This window comes from Siccibacter colletis, from assembly GCF_025914095.1.
Lineage (GTDB): Bacteria > Pseudomonadota > Gammaproteobacteria > Enterobacterales > Enterobacteriaceae > Siccibacter > Siccibacter colletis.
Map to the genome: position 1 here is coordinate 2,918,150 of NZ_CP074352.1, position 13,604 is coordinate 2,931,753.

Here is a 13,604-nt window from a genome sequence, read left to right on the forward strand (position 1 = left end):
TATTAAATAATAAACGCCGATTTCCGGAATAAAATAAAAAACGGGAGAGCGTCTCTCAACGTCTCTCCCGTCGGCAAAACGCTGCTGATGCAGCGCCTGCGATTACAGCGGGTTGGTCTGAGCTTCTACCACCGCCAGCGCCACCATGTTAACGATACGGCGCACCGAGGCGATTGGCGTCAGCACGTGTACCGGTTTCGCAACGCCCATCAATACCGGTCCAACGGTCACACCTTCGGAGCTGGAAACGCGCAGCAGGTTGTAGCTGATACGCGCGGCTTCCATGTTCGGCATAATGAGGATGTTAGCGGACCCTTTCAGCGGGCTGTCCGGCATACGCTCGTTACGGATGCTCTCCATCAGCGCAGCGTCGCCGTGCATTTCACCGTCAATCATCAGGTCCGGGGCAATCTCACGCACCAGACGCAGGGTTTCGCGCATCTTGAGGGCGGACGGCGAACTGGACGAGCCGTAGTTAGAGTGCGACAGCAGCGCTACGCGCGGCTCAATACCGAAGCGACGCACGGTTTCGGAGGCCATAATCGCAATCTCTGCCAGCTGTTCCGGGGTCGGATCTTCATTGACGTAGGTATCGGCAATGAAGGTGTTGCCGCCCGGCAGCAGCAGCGCGTTCATCGCCCCGGCGGTTTTCACGCCGTCACGGTAGCCGAACAGCGGCTCCAGCACGCCAAAATGTTCATGGTAGTCACCAATGGTGCCGCAGATCAGCGCATCCGCTTCGCCACGGTGCACCATGATGGCGCCGATAACGGTGGTGTTGCCGATCACTGCACGCTGCGCCTGCTCCTGCGTTACACCGCGGCGTTTCATGATGTTGTAGTACTCGTTCCAGTACTCTTTGAAGCGCGGATCGGATTCGTTATTTACGATCTCGAAGTCCACGCCCGGCTTGATCTGCAGGCCGAGTTTCTGGATGCGCATTTCGATGACGCTCGGACGACCAATCAGGATCGGTTTCGCCAGCCCGAGTGACACCAGCTCCTGAGTGGCATGCAGCACGCGGTTATCTTCCCCTTCCGCCAGCACCACGCGTTTCGGATCTTTACGCGCCTGGGAGAAGATTGGCTTCATGAACAGGTTAGTTTTGTAGACGAACTCGGTGAGCTTGTCTTTGTAGGCTTCGAAATCCTGAATCGGACGCGTCGCCACGCCGGAATCCATTGCCGCTTTGGCAACCGCCGGGGCGATTTTCACGATCAGACGCGGGTCAAAGGGTTTCGGGATCAGGTAATCCGGGCCGAAGCTCAGCTCCTGATCGTCATAGGCGGACGCCACCACTTCACTCTGCTCAGCCAGCGCCAGCTCGGCAATCGCGTGCACCGCTGCCAGCTTCATCTCTTCATTGATGGCCGTCGCGCCCACGTCCAGCGCACCACGGAAGATGAACGGGAAGCAGAGCACGTTGTTCACCTGGTTCGGGTAATCAGAACGCCCGGTGCAGATGATGGCGTCCGGACGCACCTCTTTCGCCAGCGGCGGTAGGATCTCCGGCTCCGGGTTGGCCAGCGCGAGGATCAGCGGCGCGGTGCCCATCTTCTTCACCATCTCAGGCGTCAGCACTTTCGGACCGGAGCAGCCGAGGAAGATATCCGCCCCGTCAATCACGTCATCCAGCGTGCGCTTGCCGTTGTCGTCGATGGCGTAGGCCGCTTTGGTCTCGTCCATCTTCTCGTCGCGGCCTTTGAAAATAACGCCTTTAGAGTCGCAGACCACGATATTGTGCTTCTGCATACCCAGCGCCACCAGCAGGTTCATACAGGCGATCGCGGCAGCACCCGCGCCGGAGACTACCAGGCGCACGTCAGAGATATTTTTCTCCACCACGCGCAGACCATTCAGGATGGCGGCAGTGCTGATAATCGCGGTTCCGTGCTGATCGTCGTGAAACACCGGAATGTTCATGCGTTCGCGCAGCTTCTTCTCGATGTAGAAGCACTCGGGCGCTTTGATATCTTCGAGGTTGATGCCGCCGAAGGTCGGCTCCAGCGCCGCGACCACATCAATAAATTTGTCCGGGTTCAGTTCGTCTACTTCGATGTCGAACACATCAACGCCGGCAAACTTCTTGAACAGTACGCCTTTCCCTTCCATCACCGGCTTACCGGCCAGCGCACCGATATTGCCGAGGCCAAGTACCGCGGTGCCGTTGGAGACCACCGCCACCAGGTTGCCGCGCGCAGTATATTTATGCGCCGCCAGCGGATCGGCTGCGATTTCGAGGCAGGGGGCGGCTACGCCCGGGGAGTACGCCAGCGCCAGATCGCGCTGGGTTGCCAGCGGTTTTGTCGGGGAGACCTGGATTTTGCCGGGGATCGGGAATTCATGAAAGTCGAGGGCACTTTGCTTTAACTGATCGTCCATTTTTTGGATCCTTTTTCGTCTCGTTCTGATAAGTGGAGCGTCATGGTGAAGTCACTGGCACACCTGAAGTGCCGCTCAGTATGCCGTCTGCGCCGCCGGTAAACTTTGAAGGCAGCCAAACTCTTACCATTCCCACCGGGTAATGTTAGCAATTCAGGTGCTGTATGTTACCAGGTCTTTAAAGCAATGCCATGCCTGTCTGCTATGCTTTTTTGTTATGCAGCTCATAAATTTCCCGGGCGCGTGACAGGAAACGCACCCACAAGCATTTGCTTTACAAGGAGTATTAACGATGAATCAGTTAGACGGCGTTAAACAGTTCACCACGGTCGTCGCCGACAGCGGTGATATTGAATCGATTCGCAGCTACCAGCCGGAAGATGCGACCACCAACCCCTCTCTGCTGCTGAAGGCTGCGGGCCTGCCGCACTTCGGGCATCTGATTGAGGATGCCATTAGCTACGGCAAGAGCAAGGGCAGCACCCAGGAGAAGCAGGTCGCGCATGCCAGCGACAAACTGGCGGTGCTGGTGGGTGCGGAAATTCTGAAAAGCATCCCTGGCCGCGTGTCTACCGAAGTGGATGCGCGCCTTTCTTACGACAAAGAGAAGAGCATCGCCAAAGCGCGCCACATCGTGGAGCTCTATCAAGAACTGGGCATTGATAAATCGCGCATCCTGATCAAGCTCGCCTCCACCTGGGAAGGCATTCGCGCCGCCGAGGAGCTGGAGAAAGAGGGCATCAAATGCAACCTGACGCTGCTGTTCTCCTTCGCGCAGGCCCGCGCCTGCGCCGAAGCCGGCGTCTACCTGATCTCCCCGTTCGTTGGCCGCATCTACGACTGGTATCAGGCACGCAAACCGATGGACCCGTATGTCGTGGACGAAGATCCGGGCGTGAAATCGGTACGCAATATCTATGACTACTTCAAGCAGCACCGCTACGACACCATCGTGATGGGTGCCAGCTTCCGCCGCACCGAGCAGATCCTGGCGCTGGCGGGCTGTGACCGTCTGACGATCTCCCCGGATCTGCTGAAAGAGCTGCAGGCTAAAGAGGGCGAGGTGGTGCGCAAGCTGGTCCCGCCGCGTCAGACTTTCCACCGCCCTGCCCCGCTGACCGAAGCGGAATTCCGCTGGGAGCACAACCAGGATCCGATGGCGGTTGAGAAACTGGCTGATGGCATACGCCAGTTCGCTGTTGACCAGCGCAAACTCGAAGATCTGCTGGCCGCCAAACTTTAACTTTTGTCATGGAGAGAAACATGTCTCGTCAAGCGCTTGCTAACGCGGTCCGCGCCCTCAGTATGGACGCGGTACAAAAAGCCAAATCGGGCCATCCCGGTGCCCCTATGGGCATGGCCGACATTGCCGAAGTGCTGTGGAATGATTTTCTGAAGCACAACCCGACCAACCCGACCTGGTACGATCGCGACCGTTTTATTCTGTCAAACGGTCACGCTTCCATGCTGCTCTACAGCCTGTTGCACCTGAGCGGCTACGATCTGCCGATTGAAGAGCTGAAAAACTTCCGCCAGCTGCACTCAAAAACTCCGGGCCACCCGGAGATCGGCTACACGCCGGGCGTGGAAACCACCACCGGGCCGCTGGGCCAGGGGCTGGCAAATGCGGTCGGTCTGGCGATTGCCGAGAAAACCCTCGCGGCGCAGTTCAACCAGCCGGGTCATGAGATCGTCGATCACCACACTTACGTGTTCATGGGCGACGGCTGTCTGATGGAAGGCATCTCCCATGAAGTCTGCTCCCTGGCGGGTACGCTGGGTCTCGGTAAGCTGATTGGCTTCTATGACCACAACGGTATCTCCATCGATGGTGAAACCGAAGGCTGGTTCACTGATGACACGGCGAAGCGTTTCGAAGCCTATAACTGGCACGTCGTGCATGAGATTGACGGCCATGACCCGGAAGCGCTGAAGCGAGCCATTCAGGAAGCTCAAAGCGTCACCGACAAACCATCGCTGATTATCTGTCGCACGGTGATTGGTTTCGGTTCGCCGAACAAAGCCGGTAAGGAAGAGGCGCACGGTGCCGCGCTGGGTGATGAAGAGGTGGCGCTGACCCGCAAACAGCTGGGCTGGAACTATGCGCCGTTTGAGATCCCGAAAGAGATCTATCAGGCCTGGGATGCGCGTGAGCGTGGCCAGCAACAGGAAGCAGCCTGGAATGAGAAATTTGCTGCCTACGAGCAAGCCCACCCGGAACTGGCACGCGAATTCAGCCGCCGTATGGGCGGCGGGCTGCCGGAGAACTGGGAGCAGCTGACCCGCGACTACATCAACAAGCTGCAGGCCGAGCCGGCGAAAATCGCCTCGCGTAAAGCCTCACAGAACGCGCTCAACGAATACGGCCCGGTACTGCCGGAGTTTCTGGGCGGCTCTGCCGACCTGGCACCGAGTAACCTCACCATCTGGTCCGGCTCGACCTCGCTGAAGGAAGATCCGGCGGGGAACTACATCCACTATGGGGTGCGTGAGTTCGGCATGACGGCGATTGCCAACGGTATTGCCCATCACGGCGGCTTTGTGCCCTATACCGCAACCTTCCTGATGTTTGTCGAGTACGCCCGTAACGCCGCGCGTATGGCAGCGCTGATGAAAGCGCGTCAGATCATGGTGTATACCCATGACTCTATCGGCCTCGGCGAAGATGGCCCGACCCACCAGGCGGTGGAACAGCTCGCCAGCCTGCGCCTGACGCCAAACTTCAGCACCTGGCGCCCGTGTGACCAGGTTGAAACCGCGGTGGCATGGAAAGCAGCCATTCAGCGCCACAACGGCCCGACGGCGCTGATCCTGTCGCGCCAGAACCTGGCGCAGATGGAGCGTACGCCGGAGCAGGTTGATGCTATTGCGCGCGGCGGTTACATCCTGAAGGACAGCGACGGCACGCCGGACGCGATCCTGATTGCTACCGGCTCGGAAGTGGAAATTGCCATGCTGGCCGCTGAGCAACTGAGCGCGCAGGGACATAACATCCGCGTCGTTTCGCTGCCGTCTACCGACGTGTTTGATGCTCAGGACGAGGCATACCGCGAATCGGTACTGCCGTCCGACATCGCTGCACGCGTGGCCATCGAGGCGGGCATCGCGGACTACTGGTACAAGTATGTCGGTCTGAAAGGGGCCATCGTCGGCATGATCGGCTACGGCGAATCCGCTCCGGCCGAGAAGCTGTTCCCGTACTTCGGCTTTACCGTAGAAAACGTCGTCGAGAAAACGAAGAAGGTGCTGGGCAAATAACCCCATACCGTCAATCAACAAAGGCTCATGCGCAGGCATGGGCCTTTTTTTGTCGACTTACGTTCTGACATTCCAGTCATCGGTGTATTCCACATTGCCATCAACATAGCGCCAGGTAATTTTCTCGTACATCAGCGACAGAGATTCCATATGGTTGATCTGCGTATTCCCCGCCAGCTTCACATTTGGCATACCCGGATTGACGCCGGTAATTTTTACGCCGGTCATCGTCATCACGAAATAGCACTCTTCCTGTCCAGCATAGTTGATTCTGTACCAGCGTATTTCGGCGCTTTTCAGCGTCTGGCCTTTTGCTACCGCTTTGTACAGGTAAGGACTGGCGCTATCAAACTCTTTCTCGATTAGCATCGCGGAATGCGAGCGCGTTCCGGTTATCTTTCCGTTAACGCTATCAACCGGCAGATTAAGGCCATGACTAAATCCGATAATTTCGATACTTCCTTCCCGGTCTTTCACATCAACCGAGCCTTTGATATCTGCACCACCATCATCTTTAAGCCACAGGTAGGCGGGAACTGGCATCGCTATATCTCCTTTTTAGCGGGGTGGAGTTTACTGACAACACATAAGAGAAACCAATAAAGCGCAATGATGACAGCAACATTTAAAACCAGCATCAATAAAAACTGTAATTTTCCCGGGATGTGCTCAACGAATAACTGATATGGTATCACGCGCAATTGCACGATAAAGATAATAAGCAAAGCGATTATCTTGACGCATCGCCTGAATGTAGACATAAAATAATGTGCTACGGACTCAAAAACTGTGAATCGATTCAGATAGCACTCATAAATAAGAATTATCACACTGTAGAATGGGATAGTTATTAATATATGAGTTAATATTAAAACATCTTCGCAAACTGAATACCAGGCGTCTGGATCCTTTTCGCCAGTCATGAGTGTTGCAACTGTATCTGCGCCGTTATAAGTCAGGTATTTAGTAAGCAGGGCTTTAACGATGCCGTCATAAGGTATGGTTTTACCAACCAGGAACATAACTCCAAAAAATATGAATAATTTAAGGCATAACTTAAGGGCATTTTTTGCCATAAGCCACTACCTCAATCATTCCGAAAGCCATCAGGTTTTTCATGCAGTGAACAGCGATTTTTTTAGTTCTTAACAGGGCGTTACGTATGCATGCGAAATCAGATTCGTGCGGTAATGTTATACACCCCTCTGACAGAACGCCCGGATGCAAGCGAAAGTGACCACGTTTGACATGTTCTACCCATACTTCATCATCAATATTCCAGTCATCACGATAAAGTGCAAACCAGTCGCTATGTTTAAAGGTGGCGCCATTAACTGCGCTGTTTACCAGATCTGCAACGCCAGCGCGAAATTTTGATTTGATACCACCTGATGGTCGATCCACCACCCAGTATCGGCCAGGGGCTACAGGACCGGCCTGAGGTCGTGAAACGCATCCGCCACGGTTGCGATATGCCCCATTACCCGAAAATGCCAGAAAGGTTCCAACGCCATAAATAGTTAAAGGAGAATAGTCAGCGTCATTAATAACAAAGTTACCGTTTAGCGCCATTACCTTATCCTCATTAATAATAAGCAGCCATAGTACTGCCGCTAATATTGCCGAGGCTACTCAAAGATATTTATTTCGGAATACGACGCGGTTATAATTCAGAGCACTTTTGCTGGCTTCTTACGTACTTCATTAATACATAACACCCGGAATTCTCATTAGTATGATCGTATTCGTGAGGCAAAAGCACTCTGCAAATATATAAAAACCGATAGGGCAGGATAATATTTATCAGTTAAGCGGGCCAATCTGGTAGGGTGGGTAAGCTTGCGCACCCACCGTTGAAAATCGACATGGCAGGCTCAGGCTTACCCGCCCTGACTGACGATTATTTTATTTCGTTACCCACAGCGTGGGCCAGGCGTCGGGGCTGAGCCAGTTGTCGCAGGTCGGCTCTTCGGCGTAGCGCACCAGGCGGAAGCGCTGGCCGTCAAAGCGCCAGCGGGTTGCGTAGCCACAGTCACCAATACCGCGCCCTTTCGCCAGGGTAATCAGCTCTTTGTTCTTTTCATCGAAGCTGGCATTCATCAGTTCCATGTCCGGGCTACCGCTGGCCGGTGTGAACGGCAGGCGCAGTCGAATCTGGCGCGATGCGAACGGTTTGTGGCGCGACACCAGCCAGGCCAAATCCACGGTGTTGTACGCCCCCGCTTCGCAGCTGATAAGCATCAGTGCCTTGTCATCGCTGAGCGCCGATACGCGAACTGTACGCCGTTCAGGGTCCAGCGAGCACTGGCTGTTGTTCATGCGCCAGCTGCCGTAATCCAGCAGCGCACTGCGCTCCTCGGCGCTGAGCGGCGTAGGCGTTGGGTTGGTGATGGTCACCGCTTTTAATGCCGGCGCGGGCGGGACGCTCAGCGGCGGCTGGTTGCCCTTCTTAATCCATGCCGTTTCATTGCCAACGCGCTTTTGCTGAGCGTCAACAAACAGCAGCGCGGCCTTCAGACCCACCAGCGAAATCACGTTGTCGCCACCGCGCAGCGCAATGATCCGGGCTTCCTGAATGCGGGCAAGGAAATCGTTGACGGTGGCGGGATCGTCCGTGCGCAGGTGATGCGGGGTAATCTGCCATTTTCCGGTGGAGAGCGGCAGCGGCTCGCCGTCAAGCAACATACGATCGGCTACCGGCGGCGCTTTATCGGCAGCATTGTCCAGCGTGCCGAGATCGATACGCAGGCTGACGTCAACATGCGCGCCCGCGCTGCGGGTCAGGCTCATGACCAGACCTTTATGATCGCCAACGTTGCGCGCTACGCAGAAGTTCTGATTGTTACAGGTCACCTGCCAGTCATCGAAACGCTTCTGCGCGGGTGCAGCCTGAGCCGCTGATACCAGAAACAGCCCCAGGAGAAGCATAAGGATGCGATAGTGCATGGACAGAAAAACCCCGGAAGAAGAAACAGCCTGGCGCGTATCTTCGGTTGCCGCCCGGCTGTGCTCAATCGGATTTATCGGATAGATTTATTTTGAATGCAACTTAAGAGGTGTGAGTCAGGCCATCACGCCGCGCAGCTGAAGCTGCTGCAGTAAAATCACCGTTTTGCCATCGCGGATCTCGCCGCTGGCGACTTTTTCCAGCGCCTCGGTAAAGGGTATCTCCAGCACGTCGATATCCTCATCCTCCACGCCGCCGCCCGCCCATGTCCGGTGCGAGTCGTCATATTCCGCCATAAAGAAATGAATAAGCTCGGTCACGCCGCCGGGTGACATATACAGCTCGAACAATTTCTCCACCGCACCGACCTGAAAACCGGTCTCTTCAATGGCCTCTTTACGCGCGCAGGCTTCAGGTTCGTCGGCATCCAGCAGGCCAGCACAGGCTTCAATCAGCATGCCATCTTTATTGCCGTTAACCCAGGTGGCGACGCGGAACTGACGCGTCAGCACCACGGTTTTCTTGTCGCGGTTGTACAGCATAATGGTCGCGCCGTTGCCACGGTCGTAAACCTCGCGCTTATGGCGCACCACTTCCCCGTCGTTACGCGTTAAATCGTAAGTAACGTTGCGCAGGATGAAGTAGTTGTCTGACAGGATTTTATCTTTAATAACGTCAATTTTAAGCGGCATAGCGACTCCATTAATCACAGCTCCGGCGCGTATTCTACGCGCTTCGACACGGGATGTCCTGAACACGGCCTCTGATTAAATAAACGTAAAGAGCCGCCGCCGCAGCGCGGTTTTGCGCCAGGCTAAAGACGCGCGCCGCGCCAGGAAAGCCAACGTCATCGTGCGGGACAAAAAATAAACCGTGATGAAAACAGAACGTTGCAGCAGTGAGGGTGATGCACTGCGTTTGTTAAACCATTGTATTTGTTAGATTAAAATAACAGCGTACCGCCTGAAAGCGGCAGGATAATTTACATTATCTCCTTATTTTCTCCACGTTTGATGATCCGTTAGCGGCTACAGTGATGGCGGCTACCAATAATAACGAAACGACTTATCCAGAGGTCTTTATTTAATGGCGAATTTCTTTATCGATCGCCCGATATTTGCCTGGGTATTAGCGATCCTGCTGTGCCTGGGCGGAAGCATGGCAATTTTTTCGCTACCGGTGGAGCAATATCCCGATCTCGCGCCGCCTAACGTACGCATTTCCGCTAACTATCCGGGCGCATCGGCGCAGACGCTGGAAAATACCGTTACCCAGGTCATTGAACAGAATATGACCGGGCTGGATAACCTGATGTATATGTCCTCTCAGAGCAGCAGCACCGGGCAGATGACAGTGACCCTGAGCTTTCAGGCGGGCACCGACCCGGATGAAGCGGTGCAGCAGGTGCAGAACCAGCTGCAGTCCGCGATGCGCAAGCTGCCTCAGGCGGTGCAGAATCAGGGCGTGACGGTACGTAAAACCGGGGACACCAACATCCTGACCATCGCGTTCGTCTCCACCGACGGGCGCATGGATAAGCAGGATATCGCCGACTACGTGGCGAGTAACATTCAGGATCCGCTCAGCCGCGTCAGCGGCGTCGGGGATATCGATGCCTACGGCTCGCCCTACTCAATGCGCATCTGGCTCGATCCCAACAAACTTAACAGCTATCAGCTCACTACGCAGGATGTCACCGACGCCATCTCATCGCAAAACGCCCAGATTGCGGTCGGCCAGCTCGGCGGTACGCCATCGGTAGATAACCAGGCGCTGAACGCGACCATCAACGCCCAGTCGCTGCTGCAAACCCCGGAACAGTTCCGCGCTATCACGCTGCGCGTCAACCAGGACGGGTCGGAAGTAACGCTGGGCGACGTCGCTCAGGTTGAGATGGGGGCGGAAAAATATGACTACCTCAGCCGCTATAACGGTCATGCCGCTTCCGGACTGGGGGTCAAGCTCGCCTCGGGGGCCAACGAAATGGCGACGGCGGAAGCGGTGCTGAAGCGGCTCGATGAGCTGGCGGCCTACTTCCCGCACGGGCTGGAGTATAAGGTGGCCTATGAGACCACCTCGTTCGTTAAAGCCTCTATTACCGATGTGGTAAAAACCCTGCTTGAAGCGGTGCTGCTGGTATTCCTGGTAATGTACCTGTTCCTGCAGAACTTCCGCGCCACGCTGATCCCCACCATTGCGGTGCCGGTGGTACTGCTCGGCACCTTTGCCACCCTCTACGCTTTTGGCTACAGCATTAATACCCTGACCATGTTTGCGATGGTGCTGGCTATCGGTCTGCTGGTGGATGATGCCATCGTGGTGGTGGAAAACGTCGAGCGCATCATGAGCGAAGAGGGACTTTCGCCCAAAGAGGCAACGCGTAAATCGATGGGCCAGATCCAGGGGGCATTGGTCGGGATTGCGCTGGTGCTGTCAGCAGTATTTGTACCAATGGCCTTCTTCGGCGGCACCACCGGGGCTATTTATCGCCAGTTCTCCATCACTATCGTCGCTGCGATGGTGCTCTCGGTGCTGGTGGCGATGATCCTCACCCCGGCGCTGTGCGCCACGCTGCTCAAGCCGCTGCATAAAGGCGAGCAGCACGGCCAGAAAGGCTTCTTCGGTGCCTTCAACCGCCTGTTCAACCGCAGCGCGGCGCGCTACGAGCGCGGCGTGGCGAAGATCCTCAACCGCAGCCTGCGCTGGATTATTATCTACGGCCTGCTGCTGGGCGGAATGGTGTTTCTGTTCCTGCGTCTGCCTACCTCATTTTTGCCGCAAGAGGATCGCGGCATGTTTACCACCTCGGTACAGCTGCCCAGCGGCGCTACCCAGCAGCAAACGCTGAAAGTGGTGCAGCAGATCGAGCAGTACTACTTCACCCATGAGAAAGATAACGTCACCTCGGTGTTCGCCACCATCGGTTCCGGACCTGGCGGCAATGGTCAGAACGTGGCGCGGATGTTTGTGCGCCTGAAAGACTGGGACGATCGCGACGCCACCACCGGCACCTCCTTCGCCATTATTGAGCGCGCCACTCAGGCATTCAGCGCAATCAAGGAAGCGCGGGTGTTTGCCAGCAGCCCGCCGGCCATCAGCGGGCTTGGCAGCTCCGCCGGTTTCGACATGGAGCTTCAGGATCACGCCGGGGCCGGGCACGATGCGCTGATGGCGGCGCGCGACCGTCTGCTGGCGCTGGCAGGCGATAACGCGTCGCTGACCCGGGTGCGCCACAACGGTCTGGATGACAGCCCACAGCTGCAAATTGACATCGACCAGCGTAAAGCGCGCGCGCTGGGCGTATCGATAGATGACATCAACGACACGCTGCAAACCGCCTGGGGTTCCAGCTATGTGAACGACTTTATGGATCGCGGGCGCGTGAAAAAGGTCTATGTGCAGGCGGCAGCGAAATACCGCATGCTGCCGGACGATATCACCCGCTGGTACGTGCGTAATAATCAGGGCGGGATGGTGCCGTTCTCGGCCTTTGCCACTTCGCACTGGGAAACCGGTTCGCCCCGGCTGGAGCGCTACAACGGCTATGCCGCGCTGCAGATTGTCGGCGAAGCCGCGCCCGGCGTCAGCACCGGTACCGCGATGGACGTGATGGAGAATCTGGTCAGCCAGCTGCCGGGCAATTTCGGGCTGGAGTGGACCGCGATGTCGTATCAGGAACGGCTTTCCGGCGCGCAGGCACCGGCGCTGTACGCCCTGTCGCTGCTGGTGGTCTTCCTCTGCCTGGCCGCCCTGTATGAGAGCTGGTCGGTGCCGTTCTCGGTGATGCTGGTGGTGCCGCTGGGGGTCATTGGCGCGCTGCTGGCAACCTGGATGCGCGGCCTGGAGAATGACGTCTATTTCCAGGTGGGGCTGCTGACGGTGATTGGCTTATCGGCGAAGAACGCCATTCTGATTGTGGAGTTCGCCAATGATGCTAACGCCCGGGGGCAGGAGTTGCTGGCGGCGACGCTGGAGGCCTGTCGTCAGCGCCTGCGTCCTATCCTGATGACCTCGCTGGCGTTCGTCTTCGGCGTGCTGCCGATGGCCACCAGCAGTGGCGCAGGCTCCGGCAGCCAGCATGCGGTGGGAACCGGGGTTATGGGCGGAATGATTTCGGCAACGGTGCTGGCGATCTTCTTCGTGCCGCTGTTCTTTGTCCTGGTGCGCCGCCGCTTCCCGCTTAGCGACCATCAGCAAAACTGAACAAAAAAGGCGGCTATTAATTAGCCGCCTTTATTCTCATGCGATGAATCGCACTGTTTTAATTTAAGAACATCGTGCTCTTGCTTTTCTTACTGGAGGTTATTTACGAAGCATGGCTTCGATAAAATCTTTCCAGTTCCCCATTTCGTGTTCAATCATAACAACCTCTTCGTATTCTTATTAGAATTATACGAGAATATATTTACAAAGTGAAGATATTTTAACCAGTGTACAACCGCGCTATGCTGGGTTGCTGGAGGCTATTTTCCGCTATTTTTTATGCAATGACTGTGACAGCCAACAAGCATTTATATTAATTTTTCGCCGCTGAGAGGGTATTGAAGATGCAGTTGCTGACCAAAGAGAATTGTCCGGAACCGGACTGGCGTGCGCTGGCGCTGCTTATCGAGCGAGGCGGCCTGAACGCCCGCGATCCGCAACTGCTGGCCCAGGCGTATCGTCACAGCACCTTCTGCTGGTACGGCTATGAGGGGGACAGGCTTATCGCCACGGCCAGAGCAATCAGCGATTTAACCTGGGCCAGCTACCTCGCCGACGTGGTGATCGATCCCGATTATCAGGGTCGTGGTTACGGTGCACAGCTGATGAATGAAATTAGCCGTACGCTATTACCCTTTGGTAAAGTCTTTATCTATTCAGTTTGCGATAAGGTCGAGTTTTATAAAAACTACCAGTTTTCACTGCTGACCACTGGAATGGTAGCGAGCAGTCCGGAGTCCTTATTATCCATGCGCGAGCAGGGCTATATTCTTGAATAAGCCGCCTGTCTCCGGGTTATATTTAGCGCACTTTT

The 13,604-nt window shown here is 55.9% G+C and carries 11 protein-coding genes; 4 read left to right on the top strand and 7 right to left on the bottom strand.

The window, feature by feature from the left end; all coding sequences use genetic code 11:
- Positions 1 to 102 precede the first annotated feature (102 nt).
- The gene (gene maeB, locus KFZ77_RS14080) at positions 103 to 2,382 is read right to left on the bottom strand and encodes an NADP-dependent oxaloacetate-decarboxylating malate dehydrogenase (protein WP_264384545.1); all 2,280 of its coding nucleotides are present in this window, start codon (positions 2,380 to 2,382) and stop codon (positions 103 to 105) included.
- Between the two features lie 292 nt (positions 2,383 to 2,674).
- On the opposite strand from maeB, the gene tal reads away from it, so the two are divergent.
- Positions 2,675 to 3,625 carry a transaldolase gene (gene tal / locus KFZ77_RS14085; RefSeq protein ID WP_031520410.1) on the top strand — a complete coding sequence of 317 codons (951 nt, stop codon included), beginning with the start codon at positions 2,675 to 2,677 and terminating at the stop codon, positions 3,623 to 3,625.
- Between the two features lie 20 nt (positions 3,626 to 3,645).
- Positions 3,646 to 5,640, top strand: a complete 1,995-nt coding sequence (tkt, locus tag KFZ77_RS14090; RefSeq protein WP_264384546.1) for a transketolase — start codon at positions 3,646 to 3,648, stop codon at positions 5,638 to 5,640.
- 57 nt (positions 5,641 to 5,697) lie between these two features.
- Here tkt and KFZ77_RS14095 read toward each other — a convergent pair whose 3' ends face one another.
- The 5 genes from KFZ77_RS14095 to nudK all read right to left on the bottom strand — a co-directional run bounded on the left by KFZ77_RS14095 (position 5,698) and on the right by nudK (position 9,279).
- A complete protein-coding gene (locus KFZ77_RS14095; protein WP_264384547.1) occupies positions 5,698 to 6,183 on the bottom strand; it encodes an Hcp family type VI secretion system effector in 486 nt (161 codons plus the stop codon).
- Positions 6,184 to 6,185: 2 nt separating this feature from the next.
- Positions 6,186 to 6,716, bottom strand: a complete 531-nt coding sequence (locus KFZ77_RS14100; protein ID WP_264384548.1) for a hypothetical protein — start codon at positions 6,714 to 6,716, stop codon at positions 6,186 to 6,188.
- Positions 6,697 to 7,212, bottom strand: coding sequence for a DUF2778 domain-containing protein (locus KFZ77_RS14105; protein WP_264384549.1), 516 nt, complete (start codon positions 7,210 to 7,212; stop codon positions 6,697 to 6,699). Before KFZ77_RS14105 ends, KFZ77_RS14100 begins: the two co-directional genes overlap by 20 nt.
- 333 nt (positions 7,213 to 7,545) lie before the next feature.
- Entirely contained in the window at positions 7,546 to 8,586 is a 1,041-nt protein-coding gene (locus KFZ77_RS14110) for a DUF1176 domain-containing protein (RefSeq protein ID WP_264384550.1), read from the bottom strand.
- A gap of 117 nt (positions 8,587 to 8,703) precedes the next feature.
- Positions 8,704 to 9,279: a GDP-mannose pyrophosphatase NudK gene (gene nudK, locus KFZ77_RS14115; protein ID WP_264384551.1), complete on the bottom strand. Its 576-nt coding sequence runs from the start codon at positions 9,277 to 9,279 to the stop codon at positions 8,704 to 8,706.
- Between the two features lie 394 nt (positions 9,280 to 9,673).
- Between nudK and acrD the strand changes: the two genes are divergently transcribed.
- The gene (gene acrD / locus KFZ77_RS14120) at positions 9,674 to 12,790 is read left to right on the top strand and encodes a multidrug efflux RND transporter permease AcrD (protein ID WP_264384552.1); all 3,117 of its coding nucleotides are present in this window, start codon (positions 9,674 to 9,676) and stop codon (positions 12,788 to 12,790) included.
- A 99-nt stretch (positions 12,791 to 12,889) separates the two neighbouring features.
- On the opposite strand, the gene ypfM is transcribed toward acrD, so the two are convergent.
- Positions 12,890 to 12,949 carry a protein YpfM gene (ypfM, locus tag KFZ77_RS14125; protein ID WP_106877467.1) on the bottom strand — a complete coding sequence of 20 codons (60 nt, stop codon included), beginning with the start codon at positions 12,947 to 12,949 and terminating at the stop codon, positions 12,890 to 12,892.
- Positions 12,950 to 13,134: 185 nt separating this feature from the next.
- Between ypfM and KFZ77_RS14130 the strand changes: the two genes are divergently transcribed.
- On the top strand, positions 13,135 to 13,569 hold the full coding sequence (locus KFZ77_RS14130) for a GNAT family N-acetyltransferase (protein ID WP_264384553.1): 435 nt from the start codon (positions 13,135 to 13,137) through the stop codon (positions 13,567 to 13,569).
- Positions 13,570 to 13,604 lie beyond the last annotated feature (35 nt).

Coding starts and splice junctions, on each gene's coding strand:
- maeB (WP_264384545.1), bottom strand. CDS start 2,382: ATGGACGATCAGTTAAAGCAAAGTGCCCTCGACTTTCATGAATTCCCG.
- tal (WP_031520410.1), top strand. CDS start 2,675: ATGAATCAGTTAGACGGCGTTAAACAGTTCACCACGGTCGTCGCCGAC.
- tkt (WP_264384546.1), top strand. CDS start 3,646: ATGTCTCGTCAAGCGCTTGCTAACGCGGTCCGCGCCCTCAGTATGGAC.
- KFZ77_RS14095 (WP_264384547.1), bottom strand. CDS start 6,183: ATGCCAGTTCCCGCCTACCTGTGGCTTAAAGATGATGGTGGTGCAGAT.
- KFZ77_RS14100 (WP_264384548.1), bottom strand. CDS start 6,716: ATGGCAAAAAATGCCCTTAAGTTATGCCTTAAATTATTCATATTTTTT.
- KFZ77_RS14105 (WP_264384549.1), bottom strand. CDS start 7,212: ATGGCGCTAAACGGTAACTTTGTTATTAATGACGCTGACTATTCTCCT.
- KFZ77_RS14110 (WP_264384550.1), bottom strand. CDS start 8,586: ATGCACTATCGCATCCTTATGCTTCTCCTGGGGCTGTTTCTGGTATCA.
- nudK (WP_264384551.1), bottom strand. CDS start 9,279: ATGCCGCTTAAAATTGACGTTATTAAAGATAAAATCCTGTCAGACAAC.
- acrD (WP_264384552.1), top strand. CDS start 9,674: ATGGCGAATTTCTTTATCGATCGCCCGATATTTGCCTGGGTATTAGCG.
- KFZ77_RS14130 (WP_264384553.1), top strand. CDS start 13,135: ATGCAGTTGCTGACCAAAGAGAATTGTCCGGAACCGGACTGGCGTGCG.